General features: G+C 37.7%; 24 protein-coding genes. 14 read left to right on the forward strand and 10 right to left on the reverse strand.

Annotated elements, in window-relative coordinates:
- Positions 1 to 530: 530 nt before the first annotated feature.
- Positions 531 to 2,039, reverse strand: coding sequence for a serine hydrolase (locus FLEMA_RS0146390; protein ID WP_081681368.1), 1,509 nt, complete (start codon positions 2,037 to 2,039; stop codon positions 531 to 533).
- Between the two features lie 511 nt (positions 2,040 to 2,550).
- On the opposite strand from FLEMA_RS0146390, the gene FLEMA_RS72895 reads away from it, so the two are divergent.
- The 5 genes from FLEMA_RS72895 to FLEMA_RS72915 all read left to right on the forward strand — a co-directional run bounded on the left by FLEMA_RS72895 (position 2,551) and on the right by FLEMA_RS72915 (position 8,493).
- A complete protein-coding gene (locus FLEMA_RS72895; protein WP_044173130.1) occupies positions 2,551 to 3,081 on the forward strand; it encodes a gluconate 2-dehydrogenase subunit 3 family protein in 531 nt (176 codons plus the stop codon).
- Positions 3,082 to 3,141: 60 nt separating this feature from the next.
- A complete protein-coding gene (locus FLEMA_RS72900; RefSeq protein ID WP_044173132.1) occupies positions 3,142 to 4,857 on the forward strand; it encodes a GMC oxidoreductase in 1,716 nt (571 codons plus the stop codon).
- Positions 4,858 to 5,579: 722 nt separating this feature from the next.
- The gene (locus FLEMA_RS72905; protein WP_044173134.1) at positions 5,580 to 6,185 is read left to right on the forward strand and encodes a gluconate 2-dehydrogenase subunit 3 family protein; all 606 of its coding nucleotides are present in this window, start codon (positions 5,580 to 5,582) and stop codon (positions 6,183 to 6,185) included.
- A gap of 104 nt (positions 6,186 to 6,289) precedes the next feature.
- Positions 6,290 to 8,005: an FAD-dependent oxidoreductase gene (locus tag FLEMA_RS72910; protein ID WP_044173136.1), complete on the forward strand. Its 1,716-nt coding sequence runs from the start codon at positions 6,290 to 6,292 to the stop codon at positions 8,003 to 8,005.
- A 131-nt stretch (positions 8,006 to 8,136) separates the two neighbouring features.
- Positions 8,137 to 8,493 (forward strand): cupin domain-containing protein, encoded by a 357-nt coding sequence (locus FLEMA_RS72915; protein ID WP_044173138.1) that lies wholly within the window; start codon positions 8,137 to 8,139, stop codon positions 8,491 to 8,493.
- 46 nt (positions 8,494 to 8,539) lie between these two features.
- On the opposite strand, the gene FLEMA_RS0146560 is transcribed toward FLEMA_RS72915, so the two are convergent.
- The 4 genes from FLEMA_RS0146560 to FLEMA_RS76285 all read right to left on the reverse strand — a co-directional run bounded on the left by FLEMA_RS0146560 (position 8,540) and on the right by FLEMA_RS76285 (position 11,629).
- Complete coding sequence (locus FLEMA_RS0146560; protein WP_026997952.1) at positions 8,540 to 9,439, reverse strand: hydroxypyruvate isomerase family protein; 900 nt, start codon at positions 9,437 to 9,439, stop codon at positions 8,540 to 8,542.
- Positions 9,440 to 9,634: 195 nt separating this feature from the next.
- The gene (locus FLEMA_RS0146575; protein WP_026996973.1) at positions 9,635 to 9,994 is read right to left on the reverse strand and encodes a TM2 domain-containing protein; all 360 of its coding nucleotides are present in this window, start codon (positions 9,992 to 9,994) and stop codon (positions 9,635 to 9,637) included.
- Complete coding sequence (locus FLEMA_RS76645; RefSeq protein ID WP_081681369.1) at positions 9,991 to 10,323, reverse strand: DUF2752 domain-containing protein; 333 nt, start codon at positions 10,321 to 10,323, stop codon at positions 9,991 to 9,993. Before FLEMA_RS76645 ends, FLEMA_RS0146575 begins: the two co-directional genes overlap by 4 nt.
- Before the next feature lie 220 nt (positions 10,324 to 10,543).
- Positions 10,544 to 11,629, reverse strand: a complete 1,086-nt coding sequence (locus FLEMA_RS76285; protein WP_026996974.1) for a mechanosensitive ion channel family protein — start codon at positions 11,627 to 11,629, stop codon at positions 10,544 to 10,546.
- A 172-nt stretch (positions 11,630 to 11,801) separates the two neighbouring features.
- Here FLEMA_RS76285 and FLEMA_RS72925 point away from each other — a divergent pair, with 172 nt between their 5' ends.
- The 3 genes from FLEMA_RS72925 (at position 11,802) to lptC (ending at position 14,522) form a co-directional block, all read left to right on the forward strand.
- Positions 11,802 to 12,563: a type III pantothenate kinase gene (locus FLEMA_RS72925; RefSeq protein ID WP_044173140.1), complete on the forward strand. Its 762-nt coding sequence runs from the start codon at positions 11,802 to 11,804 to the stop codon at positions 12,561 to 12,563.
- Complete coding sequence (gene bamG, locus FLEMA_RS72930; RefSeq protein WP_044173142.1) at positions 12,511 to 13,851, forward strand: BamG family beta-barrel-assembly machinery protein; 1,341 nt, start codon at positions 12,511 to 12,513, stop codon at positions 13,849 to 13,851. Before FLEMA_RS72925 ends, bamG begins: the two co-directional genes overlap by 53 nt.
- A gap of 65 nt (positions 13,852 to 13,916) precedes the next feature.
- Entirely contained in the window at positions 13,917 to 14,522 is a 606-nt protein-coding gene (gene lptC / locus FLEMA_RS72935) for an LPS export ABC transporter periplasmic protein LptC (protein WP_044173145.1), read from the forward strand.
- A 79-nt stretch (positions 14,523 to 14,601) separates the two neighbouring features.
- Here lptC and FLEMA_RS0146675 read toward each other — a convergent pair whose 3' ends face one another.
- The 5 genes from FLEMA_RS0146675 to FLEMA_RS0146720 all read right to left on the reverse strand — a co-directional run bounded on the left by FLEMA_RS0146675 (position 14,602) and on the right by FLEMA_RS0146720 (position 18,777).
- Positions 14,602 to 15,018, reverse strand: a complete 417-nt coding sequence (locus tag FLEMA_RS0146675; protein WP_026996978.1) for a c-type cytochrome — start codon at positions 15,016 to 15,018, stop codon at positions 14,602 to 14,604.
- A 10-nt stretch (positions 15,019 to 15,028) separates the two neighbouring features.
- Positions 15,029 to 15,703 (reverse strand): SCO family protein, encoded by a 675-nt coding sequence (locus tag FLEMA_RS0146680; protein ID WP_229359507.1) that lies wholly within the window; start codon positions 15,701 to 15,703, stop codon positions 15,029 to 15,031.
- Positions 15,700 to 16,098, reverse strand: coding sequence for a hypothetical protein (locus FLEMA_RS72940; protein WP_044173147.1), 399 nt, complete (start codon positions 16,096 to 16,098; stop codon positions 15,700 to 15,702). Before FLEMA_RS72940 ends, FLEMA_RS0146680 begins: the two co-directional genes overlap by 4 nt.
- A 48-nt stretch (positions 16,099 to 16,146) precedes the next feature.
- Positions 16,147 to 17,814 carry a DNA repair protein RecN gene (gene recN, locus FLEMA_RS0146705; RefSeq protein WP_044173149.1) on the reverse strand — a complete coding sequence of 556 codons (1,668 nt, stop codon included), beginning with the start codon at positions 17,812 to 17,814 and terminating at the stop codon, positions 16,147 to 16,149.
- 156 nt (positions 17,815 to 17,970) lie between these two features.
- Positions 17,971 to 18,777, reverse strand: coding sequence for a crotonase/enoyl-CoA hydratase family protein (locus FLEMA_RS0146720; protein WP_026996980.1), 807 nt, complete (start codon positions 18,775 to 18,777; stop codon positions 17,971 to 17,973).
- Positions 18,778 to 19,025: 248 nt separating this feature from the next.
- Here FLEMA_RS0146720 and sucD point away from each other — a divergent pair, with 248 nt between their 5' ends.
- The 6 genes from sucD (at position 19,026) to porL (ending at position 25,823) form a co-directional block, all read left to right on the forward strand.
- The gene (gene sucD / locus FLEMA_RS72945) at positions 19,026 to 19,904 is read left to right on the forward strand and encodes a succinate--CoA ligase subunit alpha (RefSeq protein WP_044173151.1); all 879 of its coding nucleotides are present in this window, start codon (positions 19,026 to 19,028) and stop codon (positions 19,902 to 19,904) included.
- A gap of 143 nt (positions 19,905 to 20,047) precedes the next feature.
- Positions 20,048 to 21,244, forward strand: coding sequence for a DUF4271 domain-containing protein (locus FLEMA_RS72950; protein WP_144080145.1), 1,197 nt, complete (start codon positions 20,048 to 20,050; stop codon positions 21,242 to 21,244).
- A 47-nt stretch (positions 21,245 to 21,291) separates the two neighbouring features.
- Positions 21,292 to 22,077, forward strand: a complete 786-nt coding sequence (locus FLEMA_RS72955; RefSeq protein ID WP_044173152.1) for a uroporphyrinogen-III synthase — start codon at positions 21,292 to 21,294, stop codon at positions 22,075 to 22,077.
- 324 nt (positions 22,078 to 22,401) lie between these two features.
- Positions 22,402 to 23,379, forward strand: a complete 978-nt coding sequence (locus tag FLEMA_RS72960; RefSeq protein WP_044173154.1) for a PorP/SprF family type IX secretion system membrane protein — start codon at positions 22,402 to 22,404, stop codon at positions 23,377 to 23,379.
- A gap of 317 nt (positions 23,380 to 23,696) precedes the next feature.
- Complete coding sequence (gene porK, locus FLEMA_RS72965) at positions 23,697 to 24,845, forward strand: T9SS ring complex lipoprotein PorK/GldK (protein WP_044173156.1); 1,149 nt, start codon at positions 23,697 to 23,699, stop codon at positions 24,843 to 24,845.
- A gap of 177 nt (positions 24,846 to 25,022) precedes the next feature.
- Positions 25,023 to 25,823, forward strand: coding sequence for a type IX secretion system motor protein PorL/GldL (porL, locus tag FLEMA_RS72970; protein ID WP_044173158.1), 801 nt, complete (start codon positions 25,023 to 25,025; stop codon positions 25,821 to 25,823).
- Positions 25,824 to 25,833 lie beyond the last annotated feature (10 nt).

Genomic DNA, 25,833 nt, shown 5'->3' on the forward strand with positions numbered 1-25,833 from the left:
GATGCTTTATTTGACGTAACTAATGATTCGCTTTGATGATTGAATTGGGAGTAATTTAGTTTTTGTACTTTTTGTTTATTTTTTGTCTTATTTTAAGTTGTATATTTCTGTATAACAAAAGACCTTTCTCGATACAATGAGAAAGGTCTTTTAGAAAAATCTATAATAGAAACCCGTCTCATACTATACAGCTGAGTAGAATGACAACGAGGACAATATTTACCAATTTAGAAATATTCATACTTTATTTAGCGAATTTTCGCTGATGTTTTATTCAGTACTTTACAAATATACAGATGTTAATTTTTTAATTGCAAGAAATTTCCAAATAAAATTTTAGTAATAAATACTTATGCCAATTATAATTTTGGGAAAATTAGGGTGTTTTTAGTGGAATAATCCTGTTTTTTTACTTTTTTTAGTAGATAATTCTGTTTATAAATAAGGAATTAAAATATTATTTTTTATGAAAAAATACCATATTTATGTTTTAGCGAAAATTCGCTACTGTTTTTCGGTAAGAAATTACCTTACTTTTTATTGAAAATAATCTCACCTGCATTAGGAATGGATGCCTTTATCTGATAGATTTCACCTTTGAGGTTACTCTCAAATTCGAGTGGTACATTCTCCCACAATTCATTGCCCATAAAGTAATCGTAATGAAAATGCGTTAGCTCAAACGACCTATTATGATAGGTAGCCCGAAGCCCTCGGTCGGTTTTATAAATTTGTAATATTCCGTAAGCGGGGTGTTCAAAAATACCTGTATAAAAATCGATATGATGCGACATCGCTGCTCCTATTTTTCTATTGGCGGCCATAGCTTTGGTCTTTTTTTCTTCTTCAAATCGGGCATCTTCTCGGTCTTTCTTATAACGCTGATTCCAATCTATGCTATTGAGTTCAAGGAGTTGGTCTGCAATATAATTAGTTACCGTATTCACAAAGAAATAGTCGGCATCGCTGGTATTCGTGGTAATAAAAATCCCAAGCCCATTGTTAGGAAATACGGTCATCTGCGAGCGGTAGCCCTCAATCGACCCATTGTGCTGCGAACGCTGAGCTCCACGGTAAACATTGAGGTTCCAGCCCATGCCATAAGTAGCAAAACCCAGTTCGGGATATTTGGCTTCGGCAGGCCATACTACTTGAATAGGCGTGTGGTTTTCTTTGAGGTTCTTTTCCGAAATAATAGGTTGGTCATTAAACTTACCTTTTTGTAACTGTAATAACAGCCAATTAGTCATATCAATTGTATTGGATTTTATAGCTCCTGCTGGGCCAATGGCATCGACATTACTGGCAAAGCCTACCTCTACCCAATTGCCCTTATCTTCTTTGTAAGACAGAGCGTAGTCGGTGCTTTTAAATAGTTCGGGATAAGTCAAAACAGTACTGTTCATATTGAGCGGAGTTAAAATACGCTCTTTTACAAAGGCTTCCCAGCTTTTTCCAGCAACCTTTTCTACCAAAATACCTGCTACCATATACATAAGATTATTGTACTGATATTGGTCATAGGGCTGCTTGGACAGCTGTAAATACTTCAGTCGCTCATAAATTGCCTGACGGTTGAGATTACTAAAAAGCCAAACAAAATCGTGGCGAGGCAAACCTGTACGGTGCGACAGTAAATCGCGAACAGTGATAAGATGTTCGGCTTCGATATTACTTAGCTGAAAGTCGGGCAAATAGTTTTTTACGGGTTTGTTCCATTCTATTTTGCCTTCGTCGACCAAAATGGCTAGGGCTGCTGCTGTAAACGACTTGCTACACGAAGCAATCGGAAATAGTGTTTGGGCGGTAACAGCCTGTTTTGTTTGTTGGTTTTTAAGGCCAAAACCTCCATTAAAATAGCTTTTACCATCTTTGACAATACTTATGGCACAGCCAGGTACTTTCCATTCGGTCATCATCTGATACACAAAATTCTGGATATTAGCTGTGGGATCTTCGGCCTGTTTGCCCTTTTTTTGGGCTAGAATAGGCATACTCAGTAATAATAATAGAGCGATATAAGGTTTAAAATGTTTCATGTGAATTGAATAAATGCGTGAAATAACCCAACCTGTTTGTAAGTAGATATGCAATATACGAAGGCATTGGTATTGATAGGTAAAAAGTGATTCTAAGATTTGGTGTTGGTGGTTGCTATATAATCTTCAACGACTTAGGGCTGTTTTGACGATACTTTGTTTTCGGTTCCGACATCTCTATTCATTGTATTTATATCTTCATTAAAATTACAACAACGAGTGTATTTGGGCTAAGAATTTTGGTAGTATGTCGTATTTTTAGTGAATTTGATAGTAAAAACCTCAAAAAGAGCTCTTTCTCTTTGTAGAAGAGTACATTAAAGTATAAAAATACCTGTATATTTATGACCTTAATATATTAAACTTTTCAAATATAATATTGTCTTTTTATTGGATATTTCAAAGGCTATTATTCAATAAATATAGCCTACCCAACAATCAGAACAGTTCATGGTATGGTCATAAAAGTGACCAAAGTATTATTTCACAATAACAAAAAAATAGCAAAATTATGAATCGTAGAGATGCACTCCAACGTGTTGCCATTTTGATGGGTGGAGTTATTTCCGCTCCAGTAATGGCCGGTGTAATGGGCGAAAAAATCAATACTGGTGCTAGTGTAAAAGTTACTGTACAACAAGAGGCATTCTTGGCAGAAGTAGCAGACATCATTATTCCGACTACTGATACCCCCGGAGCAAAGGCGGCTGGTGTCGAAAAATTTGTGGTGCGAGTAATGAGCGATTGTTATAAGAAAGAAGACCAAGATAAATTTTATGCAGGATTGGCCAAGCTCGACAGCGATAGCAATGCCAAATTTGGGAAAAGCTTTGTTAGCTTGGATACCAAACAAAAAAACGAAATGGTAAAGCTAGCTACTACCGAAAACAAAGAGTTTTTCTTGAGAATGAAAGAACTTACGGTAACTGGCTATTTTACTTCCGAAATAGGAGCAACCAAAGCCTTGGCTTATTTGCCTGTTCCTGGCAAATTTGAGGGTTGTGTGCCATTGAAGCCTGGACAAAAAGCTTGGGCCTTATAAAACCCCTGCCTGTTAGGTTATAGTTATGTTTTATTCCCACTTACTATTCAACTGAAAAAAATGTCATATCTTAATATAGATGCCATCAAAGGTAATACCTACGATGCAATCGTTGTTGGCTCCGGAATTACAGGAGGATGGGCTGCCAAAGAACTTACCGAGAAAGGTTTGAGGGTTTTGATGCTTGAAAAAGGCAAAAACCTTGAGCACGTTACAGGCTATGAAAATGCCATGAAAGACCCTTGGGAGTCTAAATACAATGGCCGCCTTACGATTGAACAAAAAGAAACTCACCCTAAATTAGCTCGTGATTATCCGTACAACGAAATGACCGAAAAATATTGGTTCAATGATTCAGATTCGATGTACAAAGAGGAAAAACGTTTTGACTGGTATCGACCTAATATCGTAGGAGGGAAGTCTATTATGTGGGGTCGTCAATCATATCGCTGGAGTGATTTGGATTTTGAGGCCAACCTCAAAGATGGTCATGGTTCAGATTGGCCGATTCGCTACAAAGATATTGCTCCTTGGTATTCGTATGTAGAAAAATTTGTAGGGATTTCGGGCGAAAAACTAGGTTTACCTCAGTTGCCCGATAGCGATTTTTTGCCTCCAATGGATATGTATTGTGTTGAAAAAGAGGTAAGAAAACGTTTGGAAAAAAACTTTCCGGGGCGTACAATGACCATTGGACGTGTTGCCAATTTATCAAAAGCAGCACAAGCACAGCTTGGCGTTGGGCGTACGGGCTGCCAATATCGCAACAAATGCTCGCTGGGCTGCCCTTACGGAGCTTATTTTAGTACACAGTCGTCTACATTACCTGCCTGTATGAAAACTGGTAGACTAACCCTTCGTCCAGACTCAATTGTAAGCGAGGTACTGTATGATGAAAATAAAAAGAAAGCAACAGGTGTAAGAGTTGTAGATGCCGTAACCATGCAAACTACCGAATATTATGCCAAGGTAGTATTTTTGTGTGCTTCAACAATTGCTTCAACGGCTTTATTGCTAAACTCAACCTCCAACCGTTTCCCGAATGGTTTTGGTAATGATTCAGAACAATTAGGCCATAATCTCATGGATCATCACTTCCGTATTGGTGCGTCGGGTGTATGGGAAGGCGACGAAGACAAATACTATTTTGGCCGTCGTGCCAATGGTATTTATATACCTCGTTACCGAAACTTTGGCAACGATAAACGTGATTATTTGCGTGGATTTGGCTACCAAGGTGGCGGAGGCCGAGGCGGATGGCAACGCAATGTAGCAGAGTTGAGTTTTGGCGAAGAGTTCAAAGAAAAAGCAACAACTCCAGGGCCTTGGACAATCGGTTTCAGTGGTTTTGGCGAAACACTCCCTTATTACGAAAACAGAATGTTTTTGGACAAAACAGCCAAAGATAAATGGGGGCTTCCTATCGTGGTATTTGATGCTGAACTCAAAGAAAATGAGAAGAAAATGAGGGTAGATATGATGAACGATGCCAAAGAAATGTTGGAAGCTTCGGGCGTGAAAAACGTAACAACTTATGACAGAGGCTCATACTTGGGTATGGCTATTCATGAGCTTGGTACTGCCCGTATGGGACGCGACCCTAAAACATCTGTATTGAATGCCTTCAATCAAGTACATGCTTGTAAAAACGTATTTGTAACAGATGGCTCATGTATGGCTTCGGCTTCGTGTGTAAATCCATCGTTGACTTACATGGCACTCACAGCTCGTGCTGCCGACCATGCCGTAAAAGAATTGAAGAAGCAAAGCCTGTAATAAAGCACTACAATAGGCTATAGAATACCCCAAAATGGTAATTCGTTTTGCCTACTCAAGTGCTACTTATTTAGCCATAAGCATGAGTCCTTCCAAATTTAGTGAATGCCGATGAGTGATTATTGTTGAATATGGTTTTCACCAGTAGGGATATAATGCTTTGTGGCTAAAGATATGTCATTCTGACATTTGATATGAAAAAGGCGTTCGAAATTAGTTTTTCGAACGCCTTTTTCATGAATAGCCCCTAAATTTTTATCATTCGAGCAAATGATAAGCCCCATCAAAGTTTACTTGACAACCCTATGAAGCCCAACAAACACCAATAGGAGGTCTCTTTCTAATATTACCTAAAATTCAGGATGACACATGTTTTCTTTTTGTAGAATAAAACAATTAAGCAATACAAATGATTTTTCCAAATAAACAATTGCAGAAAACAAAATGTACAGAAGAATAAATAGATTGTTCAAAATTAAAAGAAGGATTTACATGGCAAGTCCTTGCAAAATATTGATGATAATTGGTTAACTTTATCATCCAGAAAAATAAAACTTTTCAAATAAAGTTTTGTCTTTGACGTTGAATACAAAATAATATATCTTTATTTTGTCGAAATGATACAATACATATCTTTGTACAAAATAGGGTATATTTCTCCTTTAGGGTTTATTGAGAAAACAAAAACTAATTTATTAATACTATAACAATCCCGATCTAAAATGAACAGAAGAGACGCACTCTCAAAAGTTGCCTTATTGATAGGAGGGACGCTAACAGCACCGACCCTTTTGGCAATGAGCAGAGTAGGTGAAGCTAAAAACACTTCTCTAGCAGTTGAATCGTTTAGCCTAAACGAGGCTCAGCGTAAAATTGTAGCTGAAGTAGCGGAACATATTATCCCAAAAACTACGACCCCTGGTGCCAAAGATGCTGGTGTTCCTGCGTTTATTGAAATGATGTTGAATGATTGCTATCACCAACCTGAACACAATAGTTTTTTGGTAGGAGTTGCAGATTTGGAGAAAAAGAATTTCTTATCTCAAAGCAAAAACGAGCAAGTTGCTACGTTGAAGCAGGTAGAAATTGATACCAAAGAGTTAATGAAATCGTATAATGTGAAACAAGTAAAAGTTGGAGATAACGTTGATAAAGAAAGTATGGATGCCAAACAAGGCGTTCCTTTCTGGCGTTTAATGAAAGAGCTTACCTTGTTGGGGTACTATACTTCTGAAGAAGGAATAAAAGCTTCATTCATTTATGAACCAATTCCTGGCAAATTTGAGCCAATCAAAATTAAGCCAGGTCAAAAATCATACGTTCACTAATCCAATGGTTTGTGGTATGATAAGCTTAAAAATTTATCTGAATTGATGATAATTTAAGCCTCTTTCCTGAATCAAATCATGAAATTTAACTCAAAGAAATAACAATGAATCTTAATATAGATGCAATAAAAAGCCAGACCTTCGATGCTATCGTAGTTGGTTCTGGTATTTCGGGTGGATGGGCTGCAAAAGAACTAACCGAGAAAGGCTTGAAAGTAGCAGTTTTGGAGCGTGGCCGTGAAATCAAACACGTAGAAGGATACGAAACCGCAATGAAAGAACCTTGGGAGTTTGCTCACCGTGGTCGCCCAACCAATATGGCTGCTGAAGAGTATTGGGCTGGTATGCGTACTGGTTATACTGCCAACGAAGAGCACCGCTATTTGTTTGAAAATGACAAACAAAACCCTTATATCGAGAAAAAAGGAGGCTTTGATTGGCTTCGTGCTTATCATACAGGAGGAAAATCTTTGTTGTGGGGTCGTCAATCATACCGCTGGAATAAAGAGGATTTTGAAGCTAACTTAAAGGAAGGCGTTGGTGTTGACTGGCCAATTCGTTATGAAGATTTGGCTCCTTGGTACACTTATGTAGAGAAATTTGCGGGTATTTCGGGTCAAAGAGAAGGCCTAGATGTATTGCCAGACAGTCATTTCTTGCCAGCTATGGCTATGACTGCCCCTGAAGTACATTTCAAAAACGAAGTAAATAAAAAACTAGGTCGTCCTGTTACAGTAGGTCGTGTGGCTCACTTAACTAAACCAGGCCCTCAGCATACTGCGGTAGGTCGTGGTTCGTGTCAATACCGTAACAAATGTATGCGTGGATGTCCTTACGGTGGGTATTTCAGTTCTTTGTCGGCTACACTACCAGCAGCAGCTCGTACAAAGCGTTTGACAATGATTCACAATGCTATTGTTTCTGAAATTATATTCGACGACAAAACACAAAAAGCAAAAGGAGTAAGAGTAATAGACCAAAATACATTGGCTGTTACTGAATACTATGCTAAAATTATCTTTGTGAATGCTGGTGCTATTGGTTCAACATCCATTTTGATGAACTCAAAGTCTAGCCGTTTTCCTACAGGTTTGGGTAATGATAGCGACCAATTAGGCCGTAACATCATGGATCACCATTTGGGTGTAGGTGCTAGTGCAACCGTAGAAGGCTTCAACGATGATTATTTCTTCGGTAGCCGTCCAAATGGTTTGTATATTCCTCGTTTCCGTAACTGGGGCAAAGACAAGCGTGATTATTTGCGTGGATTTGGGTATCAAGGTGGTGCTAGCCGTGCAGGTTGGGGGCGTGGTGTTGGTATGGATGGATTCGGAGCTACCTTCAAAGAAGATTTGACACATCCTGGTACATGGAGTGTAGGTTTTGGTGGTTTTGGCGAAATTCTTCCAAATCCTGAAAACCGCTTCGTTTTGGGTGAACAAAAAGATAAATGGGGTTTACCAATTTTGGAATTCTCGGCAGAATTTAGCCAAAATGAATTGAAAATGCGTGAAGATATGATGCACGATGCTGCTGAAATGTTGGAAGCTGCAGGTTTCAAAAATATCAGCCAATACAATAGCAACTCAACTCATATTGGCTTAGGTATCCACGAAATGGGTACTGCTCGTATGGGACGTGACCCTAAAACCTCGGTATTGAATAAACACAATCAGGTTCATGGTGTTAAAAACGTATTTGTTACCGATGGTGCAGCTATGGCTTCGGCTTCTTGCGTAAACCCTTCGTTGACTTATATGGCTTTGACAGCTCGTGCTGCTGATTTTGCTGTAAATGAGTTGAAGAAAAAGAACTTGTAATACCAGCAGTGTTATCAAACATAGAATCCCCTTTCTGTTGACGAAAGGGGATTTTGTTTTTAGGGTTACTTCTAGCAAAATAACAAGTGTTTTTGGAATATCAATCGTAACATTTTTAACTAAATACCAATATGAATTATCATCATCAAACTGCACCTTTTGTTGTACCCACTACCGACGGAAAGCTCATAGAAGAACATTTTGGTCGTGTAGCTACTGGCCACGAGGGGATTAGTATTGCTCACATGATAGCTCCGGCTAATTGGAGTGAGCCTCACCAAAATCCAGATTTTGATGAGTGGACGTTGGTAAGTCGAGGACGAAAGCTTATTGAAGTAGACGGACAAGTAATAGAAGTATCGGCAGGACAAAGTATTTTGGTAAAAAAAGGGAGTCGTGTACGTTATAGTAATCCTTTTGCCGAAGAGTGCGAATATTGGAGTGTTTGTTTACCTGCTTTTTCTGTAGATACTGTCAATAGGGAGTAAAAAAAATGAGCAATCTATTGTAAATAGATTGCTCAAAATCAATTTGTTATATATCGCAAATCAAGATACCTTCACGCAAAGACGAAATTTTGTCGGTTCTAGTAGGAATAAATTCCTGACCTACAAAGCCCTTATAACCAGTATCTACAATAGCCTTCATAATAGCAGGATAATTTAGTTCCTGAGTATCGTTAATTTCGTTTCTGCCCGGAACCCCCCCAGTATGATAATGAGAAATATATTGGTGGTACTTTTTGATAGTCGCAATTACATCACCTTCCATAATTTGCATGTGGTAAATATCATACAATAGTTTGAATTTCTCAGAACCTACCATTTCGCAAAGCTCAACACCCCACTCTGTATGGTCGCATTGATAATCTTTATGATTTACTTTCGAGTTGAGTAGTTCCATGGAAAGCGTAACATCGTATTTCTCAGCAGTTTTGATAATACGCTGAATAGCTTTTTTAGAATTCAACAAACCTTGGGTTTCGCTGATACCATTACGATTTCCTGAAAAACAAATGATATTTTTGATACCAGCTTTAGCAGCCTCAGGAATCAAATAGTCATTGTAGTAATTCACCAAAATATCATGGTTTTTGGGCTCATTAAAAAAGCTAGTTAGGCCAGTTCCTTCAGGCCATTGTCCCCAGCCCATACCAGCCGTAAGGTCGTATTTTTTCATAATACGCCATTCTTCTGGCCCTGTAAGTTCGATAGACTTCATGCCAATTTCTTTTGCCGACTTACACAAATCTTCAAAAGGAATAGACTGATAACACCAACGACAAGCCGAGTGATTGATGCGTCCTTTTAGGGCTGAACCAATATGATTATCGGCAGCTTCTATACGGTTGGTTAACGAAGTAGTGAGCATGGTTGCAGTAGTAGCCGCCAGTGTTTTTTGCAAAACCGAGCGACGTGACATTGAATTTTCCATAGTTGCTTTTAAATTCCTCTATAACATGAACTAAAGTAGGATGATATATACTCTATCCATGTTTTACTATGAAATTTACAATTTCTTTTTTACAAACGTATGCTCTTTATGGGCATCTATCCAGTTTTTTTTTAGATGCTTCTAAATTATATTCTTACTCACACTAAGCTCTATGATGTATTTGGAAATATGAAATTAGATTCTCCAATTTTTTATGATACCAAGTGTTTCATAAGCCACTTTTTGGTTGTATTCAAAAGCAAGGCTACGGTAGTTGACCAAATCCACAATTGTACCAATCATACAGAGTCCACCTGTAAAGAAATACAAAATACCCATACCAATACGGTCGGTAAGAAAGCGTTGAATACCCGCAAATCCCACAAATCCCATAATGGTTGTAATCAAAATAAGAATTGTTTCTCGACGCTTATTTTGATACATCATCAAAAATTGCTTTTGTTGTTCTTCATCCAATTCTTTGATAAGGTTTTGGATAAATAAAGCTTCCTCTGGTTCAAGGTTAGCTATAATCATCATGAGGTTCTGGTTCATCGTTTTAGGTATTTTAAAAATGGAATAAATGATTGGTAAGATTTTGAGCAAACGTTTGAGCAAAATGTATATTTTATCAAGGAAAAAATCCGAGCAATAATCACCACTAATGCAAATAACCCCAAAGGGTGACTTTGCCAAGACAAAAACCATTGTCCTCGAAACAGATAAGAGATAGCATGACCCAATCCACATCCAGGGCAGTGTTCAAATCCGAGCAGAGACAAAGGGCATAAAGTAAAGTGCGATGTTTCGGGTTTGCTAAAAGCTAGCCAACACAAACCCCCTATCCAAAACAACAGCTCGATATTTATTTTGCGTTTGTTCATGAACCAAATATTGAGAACTTATAGCGTTTCTCAATCAAGTTATACATCAGCAGTTATTTATAAAGGTAGATTGGTTGATTTTAAGGATGGTAAAAAGATGCCATAGACTTTTGTGCCTGAACATATAGGCTAAAAGCATGATAGGAAGACTTTTAGGTAAAAGTACTATTACACAAGAATAGGCACATTGCTACTGTGTAATAGTCTTTTGAGCATTATTTTAGGATTGTATGATATTGAAGGTAGGGTAAGCCAGTTGAATACCTTCATTTTCGAGCATCTGCAAAATCTGGTAATTAATATCCTCTTTGGTTTGGTTCAAGGTAACAATACTACTGCTAGCTACGTGATAGGTAATCAGAATATCTAATGAACAGTCGTTGATACTATCAAATCTAGTTTTGCCAGTATCTTCTTGATAAATTTTTGGATGCGATTCTACCAATTGTTGAATAGCATCGACGGCCGTTTTTACTTTGCTGATGGGAGTATCTAATTTGAGTTTTAGTACATAGCGGGCACGTCTAAAATTGCGTTCGCTGAGGTTTTCCAAAGCTTGGGCTGTAATAAGCCGATTAGGAACAGTAATAAGGCTACCATCGCCAGTTCTTATACGGGTACTTCTAAAGCCGATTTTTTCGACATCGCCAGTTACTTTATCGAGCAAAATGGTATCGCCTACCAAAAAAGGTAAATCCAAGAAAATCGTAAATGAGGCAAATAGATTTTCCAAAGTTTCACGTGCAGCCAATGCTATTGCCAAACCACCTATTCCTAAACCCGTAATCAGGGCTACAACATCTATCTTAAAAACGATGCCAAGCATTGAAAAAAAGGTAACCAGTACCAAAGCAACAATGATGAGGTCTTTGGTGAAGGGGACAAACTGGTCATCTAATTTACTTTCTGTTAGGGCAGCTTTTTCCTGAAATACAATCGCCAAAAATTTGGTGATTCTAATCAAAATCCATGAAAACGAAAAAATAAGAACAATTTGAAAACTTTTCCAAATAACCATCCTAAAGCCAAATTCATGAATGGGTGCCAAATGCCAAACTCGTGGAATTTGGATATGCTGCGAAGCCATAAGAATAGCAATCAGGATAATGAATAATTCAAGGGGTTTTCGCAAAAGTTCAATACAGGTATAAATCGGAACACGGTCGTGACGTAAAAATCTGTATAGAATTTTACTAAGAAAAATAGAAAAATAGCGTTTGATAAGAACCCCAAAAATAAATATTCCGACGCACCAAAGAATATCAATGACGGTATTTTCTAAAATTGAAAATGATAAAAATTCCATAAGTCAACAAGTTGAATACCCTCCTAGAATAAAGATTGAAAGAGGGTGTACTACTGCAAAGATAGGAAGAGTTATAAACAGGAAGTGAATAGAACGTATTAAATTAAAAGCCGTCGAGCTAAGGTACAACAAAAAGGATACTTTACCTTTGTTCTGTAAAGCTATCTTTGAAATGAATTTAGTAATAGATTTGGGCAATACCTTTGCCAAAGTTGGGGTTTTTGAAAACAACCAATTGATTGACATACAATGGAATCTGGAATATGACGCATTGCTGGCATATACCCAAAAAATCATGCCCGAGCGAATTATCGTTTCGTCGGTAAGTTATTCAGAGGAAACTCTACAAAAAACCTTTCGCCACATTACCGACGAGGTATATTTGTTGCAATACACTACGCCTGTGCCATTGGTAAAGCTATATGATACTCCCGAAACCTTAGGAGCTGATAGGGTGGCGGCGGCTATTGGGGCAACTGTTGTGTACCCCAACCAAAACTGTCTGGTTATTGACCTAGGTACATGTATTACTTATGATTTGGTAGATGCCGATTGTCAGTTTCATGGAGGGATTATTTCGCCAGGAATGCGGATGCGTTTTAAGGCAATGAATACTTTTACGCAACGATTGCCGTTAATAGAACCAGACGAAGCCCCTGCACTTATAGGAAAAAGTACCAAAACAGCTATGCAAAGTGGCGTAATCAACGGACTTGCTGCAGAAATAAATGGGCTTATTGAACAGTATAAGAATGTTTTAACAAAAATTAACGTCATTTTATGTGGTGGAGACGCTACATTTTTTGCAAACCGCATAAAATACCCGAACTTTGTAGTTCCAGAGTTAGTGTTGATAGGTCTTAACAGAATTTTAGAACATAATGTCAAACCCAAGAAAATTAGCGATTCAGTCAATTCAAAGCCTAGCTTTTGAAAGAAAACCTTTAACCGCTAAACTAAAAGTAATCACTTTTACCGTATTAGGATTAGTATTTACCAGTACTTTGTCGAAGGCACAACAAACCAATTCTCCGTATTCATTTTTGGGTGTAGGCGAGCCTCTAACCGAAGCCACTTCTATAAACAGTATGATGGGTGGCTTGGGTGTAGCGAGTGCAACAGGACTTTATGTTAATACGCTCAACCCAGCATTATTGGCTCGTAATAGATACACCATGTTTGAGATGGGGGTAAGTACCGAGAAAAAAAATATGCAAAACTTTACCAAACGCTCTGATACGTACCGAGGAACGCTTGGGCCTATATCGTTGGCTTTGCCAGTGAGTTCTCGCTGGACAATGTTGTTGGGCTTGCGTCCTGCTACCAATGTAGACTATCAGACTTTTACGGTAGAAAAACTTGACCTTGTTGGGGCAGACAGTACCACCAAAACTTATAACGGAAGTGGCGGCTTGAACAAAGCTATATTTTCTAATGGTTTCAGAATCAAGAAAAATGTATATGTGGGTTTAGAAACTGCTATTACCTTTGGGGTTATCAACCGAGATATTACAACACAAAACTGGAGCGATGGTCAACGTTATCAGATTAAACTTGCCGATAGGTCTAATTATTCGGGTGTTTTGTTCAAATTGGGTGGTGCTTGGCGACCTCAAATCAGTAAAAAATATTTCTTGAATATTGGTGGAACTGTAGATTTTGCACAGTCGCTCAATGTTAATACCTTAAAGCAATTCCGTACATTGGATGCTTCGGGGCTTACAGCTATTAATGCCGATACATTGAGTAATGTAAAAGGGGCAAGTATTACATTGCCTGCTACTTACCGCTTTGGGGTAAGTCTTGAAAAACCAGGACAATTAATGGTTTCGTTAGATTATTCAACAACCAAGTGGACAAACTTCAAAAATGTACTAGGCGATAACGACAACCTAAAAAATGCTTATACCGTAGCTTTGGGTGCTGAATATATTCCTGATTTTGAAGCTATTTCTGGCTATTTTAATCATGTAGTATATCGTGCAGGTGTTAGTTATACCGAATCCCCATATACATTGACGGGTAATACTGCTGCTAAAGACTACAACTTTTCGGTTGGAGCATCTTTACCATTACGTACTATTTCGTATTTAAACATAGCTTTTGTACATGGTAAAAGAGGTGTGCTAGGAACAAACGGCTTGGAAGAACAGTACAATAAAATTGTGGTAGGGTTCTCATTGGGCGATTTCTCGTGGTTCCGTAAACCAAAAATTGACTAGCAGTATTTACAATTGGATAGATACACTTTTAACAAGTTGACAATATTCCAATTACCATATTCAAGATGATGATAGTGAAATTTTTGAATAGTCTTATCAATAAAAATAACAAAGCAGTAAATATTCTAGCCTTTAGGAAGAAATATTTACTGCTTCCTTTTTGGGCTTTGGTGCTACTGAGTGCCTGTAGGAAAGAAGAGAAGGTCTCGAAAAGAGAGATTTATAATGGGCCCATTTCAGAGCTTCATGGTATCAATATGAGCTATACTGATTCTGCTCGTGTCGTAGTAAAAATGTCGACAGAAACCCAACTTACCTTACAAAATGAAGATAAAGTGTATCCTAAAGAGGTAAGAATTTTTTTCTTCGACAAAATGGGTAATAATACCACTACACTACGTGGCGACTCAGCAAGGTTTGTCCGAGCCAAAAACCTATATCATATTATGGGTAGAGTGCTGATTAATAACCAAGTAAAACACGAAACCTTACAAACTGATGAGCTTTTTTGGAATCCAGATTTCAAGAAAGTATATACCGATAAGCCTGTAGACGTGACTACCCCCGAACAAGTGTTGCATGGGGTAGGAATGGATGCCAATCAAGATTTTACTGAATATACACTGCGTAAAGTAAAAGGCGTGGTACGGGTAAATAATATGCCTCAATAAGGTAGCTTATATAAAAATACAGAGTTTCACTTTGGGCGAAACCCTGTATTATAACAAAATGTATTAATCATGAATGCCATTAAGGTTGATTACAAGCATCCAAAATCTTCTTTGTCGCCTTTACATCTGTAATTATTTTTTCGCCTCCCCATTCATTATAAATAAACGTTGTGATTTCGGCTACATCAATTGCATGCAATTGCTTGTTGGCAGGCATTGGTTGGTGGTATTTTTTCCCGTTTACAACAATCGTATCATGGAGTCCATTTCGCATAGCACAGATAATCAGGTTTTTATTGTTTTTCAAAAAATCTGAGCCTGCAATTGGCGGATACAACCCCGCCAGTCCTTTTCCGTCGATTTGATGGCAGTTGGCACAGTGGGTTTTATACAAAGCCTGCCCATCAATATAATACTGCTTTAGTTTGAGTTCATCCTTGCTCTCACAAGCCAATAACCCTAATGCTGATAACAGGATAAATAAGTATTTTGACATTGTTTTTTTATTATTGATATTGTTCCTTGAGTAATAGGTCAATATCGTTCATTAATTGGTCTACTTTTTCAGGAACAGTACCATCATATAATCCTCTTATATTTCTGTTTTTATCGACCAAAATAAACGCTCCACTGTGTACAATACCTCCAGGCTGAGTAGGGTCGTCGGTAGCGGTAACCATATAGCTTTTCTGTCCAAGCTCATAGATTTTCATTTTATCGCCAGTAACCATTTGCCATTGATTTCCTTCGATACCAAGGTTTTTCTTAAATTCTTTCAATACACTTGGCGTATCATGCCGAGGGTCGATGGTATGAGAAAGAATCATGAAATGCGGATTGTTTTTGTACTTTTCATATATCCGAAGCATCTGTGTTTTCATTTTTGGGCAGATAGTCGGGCAAGTTGTAAAAAAGAAGTCGGCTACATAAATTTTGTTAGCTACGTCTTTTTGGGTCGTAACTACAGAGTCTTGATTAATAAACTCAAAATCAGGAATAGTATGATAAACGGTGTCCGTTACACTTTTGCCATCTACAACTTTAGTTTCAATGCTTTTCTGGCCTAAATAAGGTAGGCTCTTTTTGCTTTCTGAGCAGCCAAATATAAAGGTAACCAGCAAAGCTATAGCCCAATGGTGGCCATGAAATATACCCATTAACTTACTTTGTAATTTTATCATTTTCCTAAGAACTGCTTTGCGTTGGCAATGCTAGTATTGGTTAAAACTTTTACTTCATTAATTTTCTTTTTTTCTCCTTCAAGGTACTTCAATGCTTCCTCAATACCCTTTCCTTTTACAGATTCAGGATTGTATTCGGCCATCCAATTCGACATTTTGATGTCGGCCGAATCGAGCTGGACAAATAACTCTTTTGCCTTGATAGAATCCTTAGAAACCTTCGATACGCTATCTAATTGCCCTTTTAGTGACATAATAACATCCATTTTAGGCATTACTTCGTCATGGACAGCAATTACTTCTTCTATAAGTTTTTTCTGTTGGTCTTCTTCTTGAGCTTTGTTGCAAGATGTAGCAATACCAAGGAGAAGAACTGGAATTATAATTTTTTTCATAATGGTAAATATAGTTGGATGAATAAAAAAGAGTTTTAATAAAAAACGCTACGATTCGATAGTATGTTTACCCAACATTTCACGAGCATTTTCAATAATCGTGGCTGAAGGATTTTGGCCACCAATCATTTGTGCAATTTCCATGATACGTTCCTCTTTAGATAACTTCTTAATTCTTGAAACGGTTCGGTCGGCAGAGTTATCTTTATAAACAAAATAATGGGCTGCTCCCTGAGCCGCAATTTGATGCAAATGAGTAATAGCAATAATCTGATGGCTTTTGCTCATTTCACGCATCATATTGCCTACTTTGATAGAAACTTCACCAGATATACCCGTGTCTATTTCATCAAAAACAATCGTAGGCAAAGCCCTCTTATTGGCTAGAATATACTTGATAGCTAGCATTAAACGGCTAAATTCGCCACCTGAGGCTACGTTTTTGAGAGGTTGAGGCTTGATACCTTTGTTGGCCGAAAACAACAAGTTAACAATATTGATACCAGTTGCCGAAGGTTTAATAAACTCATTTTCGACTTTGAGCGTAGCATTGGGCATTCCAAGGTCGAATAACAAAGCCGAGATTTGTTTTTCGATAGTTGCTAATACGCCCAAACGTGATTTTGACAAAGCCTCTGCACTTTTCATAAGGGCTTTTTCAGTTTTTTCGACCACACTTTTAGCTTTTTCCAAAGATTCGTCGAGGTTCAATACCTTACCGACTTTTATTTCGAGTTCGGCCTGAATACGTAATAAATCGTTGTCGGCTTTTACTTGATGTTTTTGTAAAAGGTGATACAATAAATCTACACGTTGCTGTAAAGAAGATATTTTTTCATCATCTATTTCTACTTGGTCAGATTCGCTTTCTATTTCGTCGTTAATATCTTTGAGTTCTATCAAACAAGACTGTAGGCGTTCTTTGATATGGACAAACTGCGAGCCATATTGGCCAATAGTATTGATATTGGCAAGAGAAGTACCCAACAACGAAATGATTGACTGTTCCGAGCCATTCAAAAATGCTGAAGTTTGTTGAAGCTTAGATTTTACTTCTTCGGCATTTTCCAGCTTGTTTAGTTCCGTTTCTAGCTCTTCCAATTCATGAGCCTTTAGTTTTGCTTTGTGTAATTCTTCAAGCAAGAAGGCATTATAATCAAACTCTTTTTTACTTTCTTTTGCATCTTGCACCAATTCATCATAAGCTTTTTGGGCTTTTTGATAGCTCAAGAAATCAGATTTGTATTTATCGACCAAACTTTCATTTTGGGCAAATGTATCAACAATCTGAAGCTGATATTCATTGGCCCCCAAAAGTAAATTATCATGTTGCGAATGCACATCCATAAGCTGAGAGGCAATTCGGCGAAGGGTTTCTAAATTGACAGGCGTATCGTTGACAAACGCACGGGTTTTGCCCTGTGGCGAAATTTCACGACGAATAATACAATGGTCTTCATAATCTAGCTCTTCTTCCTCAAAAATACTTTTGATAATAAATCCAGAAATATTAAACTCACCTTCAATAATACATTTTTCATCGGGGCTATATAAGGCCTTTGTATCGGCCCGATTACCAAGCAATAAGCCAATCGCTCCAAGCATAATCGACTTACCAGCTCCAGTTTCGCCTGTAATAATATTAAGGGCGTGATTGGGCGAAAGCTCTAAATGCTCGATAAGAGCATAGTTTTTTATCTTTAGATGAGTAAGCATTGTATATAAATAACCCAGATACCTGAAAAATCACCAATATCTGAAATTTGTTAGTCGTTATCTGTTTAGTTTTGGGCTATATCAACCGATTTATCATGCTAAAAATAGCGAGACAGTTCACAAAAATACAATAGATAATCGTACAAGTAACTAAAATTAATCTTCAAATTTTGGTATGCGTTTTTGTATTTTGGCCGTAAAAGCCTCTTGCAAATCATTTGATAAGAGTAGCCCTGCATTCCAAGTAGCTATATAATCAAGGCCATCGGCTATTGAATGCTCACGGCTATAATTCAGAATATGTTTTGTGCCTCGAATAGATAGAGGCGATTTTTGAGCAATTTGTTCAGCCAGAATCAGCACTTCATCAAGCATAGTTTGGTTATCAGGGAAAGAACGATTCACTAGTCCTATTTTTGCGGCTTCTTGTCCTGTTATATTTCGACCAGTGAAGGCCATTTCTCGTACCATTCCTTCGCCAATAAGCTTCGGTAGGCGTTGAAGTGTACCCAAGTCGGCTACCATACCCATGTCGATTTCTTTGATAGTAAAAAAGCTATCGTCGGTACAATATCGCATATCACAGCCACAAATTAAATCAATACCAGCCCCAATACACCCCCCGTGTATAGCTGCCAAAACAGGTTTAGAACAATCGGCAATAGCATTGATAGGAGCTTGGAGTTGCAAAATCTCTTTCCGCAGTTTTTCTCTACCTCGGCCTTCGCACGAAACAGCCTTTTGGGTAACAGACATTAGTAGGTTGAGGTCGATACCCGCAGAAAAGTGTTTGCTTGTGCCACCATCAAGTACTACAACCCGTACTTCAGGGTTTTCGTCGATATGCTCAAATACCTCTCTAAACTCCCGCCAAAACGTTTGGCTGAGGGCGTTTGCCTTGTCGGGGCGGTTGATACTAAGATGGGCAATGTGATTTTGAATCTTTAAAAGAAGGGTTTCCATGTTAAAATGAGGTTTGTTGATTAAAACGAAAGTAATATAGGAATTCTTTTCATAAAATGGCAACCTATAAAAATTTAGCAGAAATTAATAAAAGATTAAATATTTGATTATCAGGTGATTGTAATGTTGTTTTTGAAATCTAATCAGCTAATTAACAAATCCTTTTTGCTCTTTCACATTCTGCATTTACCTTTACGAAACTTTTCTTAATACATAGGAATTTTCAATAACAGATAACGACACGAAAAATGAGTGTACTTGTTAACAAAAACTCAAGAGTAATCGTACAAGGCTTTACGGGTTCGGAAGGTTCTTTCCATGCTCAGCAAATGATAGAATACGGCACAAACGTCGTGGGTGGTGTTACGCCGGGTAAAGGTGGTTCTACGCATCTTGACCGTCCAGTTTTCAATACTGTATTGGAAGCTGTACAGCAAGCTGGAGCAGATACCTCTATTATCTTCGTTCCGCCTGCATTTGCAGCCGATGCTATCATGGAAGCTGCCGATGCTGGAATCAAAGTGATTATTTGTATCACTGAAGGTATTCCAACAAAGGATATGATTTATGCCAAAGAATACATCAAAAACAAAGCTACTCGTTTGATTGGCCCTAACTGTCCAGGTGTAATGACCGCAGGAGAATGTAAAGTAGGTATTATGCCAGCTTTTATTTTCTCGAAAGGTAAAATTGGTATCGTTTCTAAGTCTGGAACATTGACTTACGAAGCTGTAGATCAATTAACTAAAGCTGGTTTAGGACAAACTACAGCAATTGGTATTGGTGGTGACCCAATTATCGGAACAACTACTAAAGAAGCCGTTGAATTGTTGATGAATGACCCTGAAACAGAAGGTATTGTAATGATTGGCGAAATCGGTGGAGGAATGGAAGCCGAGGCTGCTCGTTGGATTAAAGAAACTGGTAACAAAAAACCTGTAGTTGGTTTTATTGCTGGTCAAACTGCTCCAAAAGGTCGTCGTATGGGTCACGCTGGTGCTATCATCGGTGGTGCTGATGATACTGCTGCTGCCAAAATGGCAATCATGGAAGAGTGCGGAATTCACGTGGTTCACTCTCCTGCCGACATTGGTGCAACAATGTTGAAAGCTTTAGGCTTGAAATAATTGTGATGAGGCTGTTGGCAATTGGTAATAGGTAATGTAATTTTGTAAAAATATTACAGATATTGCTGAACGTCAACTATACATATTGCAAAAACTTTACAAAACCTGACAAACAATCGTTTGTCAGGTTTTTGTGCTTATTATTGTCCAAACCCCTAGGCTTTCCTAGTTGGGTTCGGGTACTTATAACATATATACTCACCCTAAGCCTATGCTTGTTGGGGAGGGGCGTAAAAGCCAATAATATTGGCCCAGACAAAGCCTACTACTTGGTGTATGATTACCATGACGATTGGCAGGTATACGACGACCACTATAAGGCTTATGTACCTTATATTAAAGGCGAACACAAAGATTACAATTCTTTCAGTTTGTTTTTTGATACCGAAAATTATAGAGGATATAAGCTTTTGTATTATTCGGGCAAAGAAAATTACCTTTTTATCAACGCTTCTTTACAACGAAAGCTACCAACCGAGCAGTGGGTGGTGATGGATATAGATAGTTTGAAAGAAAAATATGGAAAACTAAAATTGTTTTTGACTTTCTACGGAACCAATACCAATGTAGAAGCCATGACAGTACAGGTAGGAAATAAGATTTCAAAAGTAGAAAAAAGTATCCAAATATCAGATTCTCTATTGACAGTTATTCCTAGAGAACTAACACCTTTTCAAGATTTTGTTACCTTAGGTTTGTTATTTTTAGCGGTCTGTTATGCCTTTTTATACAATTTACAGCCCAAAGCATTTGGTCGTTATTTTAGTATTCAAGATTTATTGACAATCAATATAAGAGACGATGCCTTTATTGTTAATAAACCATTTGATTTAGGAAACTTGCTTTTTGTACTGAATCTAAGCTTTACATTAGCATTTATTTTTATGCTTATCCAAAGCGATGAAATGGATTTATTTTCGGTTAGTACCATTCTAAGAGATGGCGAAAGCTTAGGAACGATGTTTAGTAACTTTATTGAACTCGGCGTTGTGATTTTTGTTTTGATGTTGGCCAAATATGTAGCTTTAGCCATTTTAACAAACCTCTATAGGCTCGATAATATTACTAATGTGCATTATTTTAAAGTAATTCAAGCATCCAGTATTTTCTTTTTGGTAGTGGTGGTATTCTTGAGTGTGAGTGCTGTATCGGCTCCAGAAGTGATAAAAAATATACAAAATATACTGCTGATACCGATTTCAATTTTCTTTTTACTACGACTAATATTAATATACTTTACGATAAATAAGATGACACCGTTAAAAAATCTCTATTTATTTTCGTATCTTTGCATCGTTGAAGTCATTCCATTGATAGTAGGAATTCGATATGCCCTATAGGTTGGGCCAACAGTAATAACCCACATTAAAGTTTAACTGCATTGAGCATGAGCGAAACAACAGGAAACGCACATCCAGACAGATTAACCAAAGTATCCAGCATTCTAGTGTCGCAAGCACGGCCAACAGATGAAAAATCACCCTATTTTGAGTTGGCTAAAAGATACAATATTAAGGTAGATTTTCGTCCATTTATTGAGATACAAGGCGTTTCATTCAAAGACTTTCGTAAGCAAAAAATTAACATTCTTGACCATACGGCCATTATCTTTACGAGTCGTAATGCTGTAGATCATTTTTTTCGTATTTGCAAAGAAGCTCGAATCGAGGTGCCTGCAGATATGAAGTATTTCTGTATAACGGAGCAAACCGCTATATATTTACAGAAATACATTGTGATTCGCAAGAGAAAAATATTCTCTGGGCAAAAAACGGCAGCCGATTTGTTAGAACTAATTAAAAAACACAAAACTGAAAAGTTTTTGTTTCCATGTTCAGACAAACGTCGTAACGATATTCCAGAGTTTATGGGTACAAATGATTTGCATTTGACAGAAGCGGTAATGTACGAAACGGTTTCTGCGGATTTGTCTGACCTAGAAGATGTTTATTACGATATTTTGGCGTTCTTTAGTCCGTCAGGAATTAAATCTTTGTTTGAAAACTTTCCAGATTTTAAACAAAACAAAACTCGTATGGCTGCATTTGGGCCAACTACTGCCAAGGCAGTTACAGATGCAGGTTTGATTTTGGATATTCAAGCCCCACTGCCCAATGCCCCTTCAATGTCGGGTGCATTGGAATTATACATTAAAAAAGTGAATGGTTTGTAAGCTAAATCATTGACAAAATCTAGCAGGTCTGATTCGTTTTTCAATGAATCAGACCTGCTTTTTTGTGGGTGTTTACAACAAAAACGCTGGAATATCCGTTTATATCAAGTGGTTTTATGTATCAAATTATATATCATTATGGCGTTGTTACAAATAATATTTTAGCGTATTCCAATTCATACCTCAAAATTTCAATGATTATTTGGAATTTGTTATTAGTTTTGGGAAAGCGGAAGCATTTATTGTAAGTAGCTGTATTGAGTAATTGCCTCTTCATCATCACAGTACAATGCTGTACCCATGAGTACCTAGTTTGAAAACACTATGCAGAAAAAACTATTATTCCTCATTTTGACCTTTATTGTGATGGGCGTTCTGCCAGTAATAGCTCAGCAGGATGCTCAATTGAGCCAATATATGTTCAACCCTTTGTACATCAACCCTGCCACCGCTGGCACTGATGGCACACTCAAGTTTCAATTACACTATAGAAACCAGTGGTCGGGCTATCAAACAAGCCTAGATGGAGGAGGCTCGTTGGGTACACAAATATTTACCGCTTCGATGCCACTAAATGGCCTACGAAGTGGCATTGGTGTACATTTTGTCAATGATAAAACTCCTTCAGGGGCAGGTTACCAAGATTTAAAACTTTCATATTCTTATCAGATAGGCTTAGGGAATGGAAGTATCATTTCGCTTGGGGCAAGAGGCGGGTTTCATATAAAATCGTTCGATAATAGTTTTCGCCCACGCGAGAGCGACGACCCCTTGATTGATGGCCTTTCGGGAAAGATTAGTCAAACCAAACCCGACTACAGCGTTGGGGTATTATACAAGGCTTCTAATTATTTTGTGGGTGCGAGCCTCAACCATATCAACTCGCCAGTGTACAATTTTGGTATAGCAAATATTGCCAATAACAAAGCTGTCCAAAGCTTGTATGTACATGGTGGCTATAATTATTATTTGACAGACGACATTGAGATTAGTCCTACTGCACTTTTTAGAACCGACTTTCAGACGAATGTACTCGAAGGAGGTGCGATTTTGACCTATGCCGAAAAGTATTGGGTTGGAGGTTCTTATAGACTTAATGATGCTGGCATTATTATTGCGGGCATATCTTTATTACAGAATAATTCTTTAAAGATAGGTTATTCGTTGGATTTGACCACCACGAATGGAGCATCCGCCAAGGCCCCGACATCGCACGAAATATTGCTTAGCTATTCACTTCCAGCTCCCAAGTTATTAAGTGGTAAGAAAACTCCTGTGAGAACCCCAAGGTTTAGGAGATAATTCTCTTGTTTCATTGAATCCTAGCAAGGAGGAATGACGTAAGTTGATGGTGTGAATAGGCTTGTGTATCAAAACGATAATCTATTACCAAACAACCCGAAAAATTTATTAACTTTGCTTTTCTAAGCAAATACTAAAAAGTTTTTAATCTCGTTTTAAGAAAAATTAACAAATTATATTTTGAAATTAGGAAGAAAAGATATTTAGTTTTAGTAATTTTCTAATGTACCCACAATAATATAAATTAACTACGTTTACAATTTTGAGAATTATTTACCCGTTTGTAAGCAGGTATCAATCGCAAAAGTAAAATCAATATGAATTACAGTGTAATTTTCAGGAAAACTCTATTACTAATCCTTATAGCCGTTCCTGTTTTATTTTTAGATAGTTGTAGCTCTTCATCTAGTAAAAAAGGGGGGAAAACTGCAAGTAGTAAAAGTAAAAGTGGAAAAGGTAGAGAAGTTGCTACCAAAGGAAAAGGAGGGAAAAAAGGCCGTAGCAGCAAGAAAGAAGATGTTGGTATGGTAAATGGTGAAATTGCGGCTACTGCAAGAAAAGGCTGGAAGCAAACCACTCCACTAGGAATGGTACTGATTCCGTCGGGCTCGTATATGATGGGGCAAGCCGATGAAGATATCGTATCGTCGTCTGTTAACTTCAATAAAAGAGTTTCGGTAGCTCAATTCTTTATGGACGATACTGAAATTAGTAATAATGAGTATCGACAATTTACTTCTGCTATGCTTACTGACTCTATCTCGGTATTGGGCGAAGAAAAAATTATGACAGAGTATTATCCAGATACTACTGTATGGAGCAAAGACTTTACGTATCACAACGGTGATCCAATGACTGAATATTACTTTTCAAGCCCAGCATTTGACTTGTATCCAGTAGTTGGTGTAAGTTGGAGAGCTGCAAAGTATTTCTGCGAATGGCGTACAAAAGCTTTGAACGACCACAGAACAGCCGAAGGAATGTATATTTCTCCTCGTTTCCGTTTACCATCGGAAGCTGAATGGGAATGGGCTTCGAGGGGGGGGAAAGCTTCTGCAAAGTATCCTTGGGGTAATCCTTACGTAGCTAATGGAAAAGGTTGCTTATTAGCCAATTTCAAGCCACATAGAGGTAATTATGATGCTGATGGATATGCCTATACTGCTCCAGTAAATTCATACAACCCTAACGATTATGGCCTTTACAACATGGCTGGAAACGTAGCTGAGTGGTGTATTGATGCTTATTCAGACAATGCTGTTGCGATTACATGGGACCTAAATACGTTGAATGACGACAAAGACGAGCCAAGAAAGGTTATTAGAGGTGGTTCATGGAAAGACGTAGCCTATTACCTTGAAACGGGTACTCGTGCTTATGAATATGAAGATAAAAAACGTTCATATATAGGTTTCCGCTGTGCCATGACACATTTAGGACGTTCTTCAGGTAAAGAATTTAGATAGTAGATTGAGGGGTAATTAATTGAAACAGCTCTTTGAGGGAAGATTCAGTTAATTACCTTTTTATTTGATAACATAAGGGGGTTGAGTGTGGATAACAACAACCTTAATCCGAAACTAATAGTAAAACAAACTCGAAACTGTACATTTTCATTCCACTTTAAATCATTTTCAGAACAAATGAAGGGCTTAGAAAAAATTATTAACGTTATCGCCAGTGCTGGTGCCGCAGTAGTTATTGTTGGAGCATTATTTAAAATTTTACACTTAGAAGGTGCTAATCAAATGCTAATGGTAGGTATGCTAACAGAAGCAGCTATTTTCTTGTTGTTTGCTATTTTGTATGCTACTGCTAAGCCTGAAAAGGAGTATGAATGGGAACGAGTTTACCCTGAATTAGCCAAAGATTTTCAAGGTGAATTGCCAAAGGTGTCATCTCGTGGTTCTTTTACAGGTGGCAATGGCCTAACAGCCAAAATGGATGATGCTTTGGCCAATGCTAAAATATCGCCAGAAGTATTCGATAACTTGGGCAAAAGCCTCAAATCGCTTACTGAGTCAGTTTCAAAAATTGGAGAAATTTCAGATGCTACAATCGCTACAACTGAATATGCTAAAAATATTAAAGTAGCTTCGGCAACCGTAAGCGAAATGAACAAAGCGTATGGTACAACCTTGAACGCTGTTTCTGAGTTTTCTAATGCTACTCAGGATGCAAAAGAATATCGTGCTCAGTTCCAAAAAATTACCCAAAATATGGGTGCTTTAAATGCTGTATATGAATTAGAATTACAAGATACCAACAAGCACCTAAAAGCAATGAATGCATTCTATGGCAATTTGACAACTGCAATGGAAAATATGTCTGACGCAAGTAAGGATACCCAACAGTTTAAGCAAGAGTTAGCTAAATTGACAACCAACTTATCTTCATTGAACAATGTTTATGGAAGTATGTTGTCTGCCATGAAAGGTAACTAAGTAATGAAAA

The organism is Flectobacillus major DSM 103 (genome assembly GCF_000427405.1).
Lineage (GTDB): Bacteria > Bacteroidota > Bacteroidia > Cytophagales > Spirosomataceae > Flectobacillus > Flectobacillus major.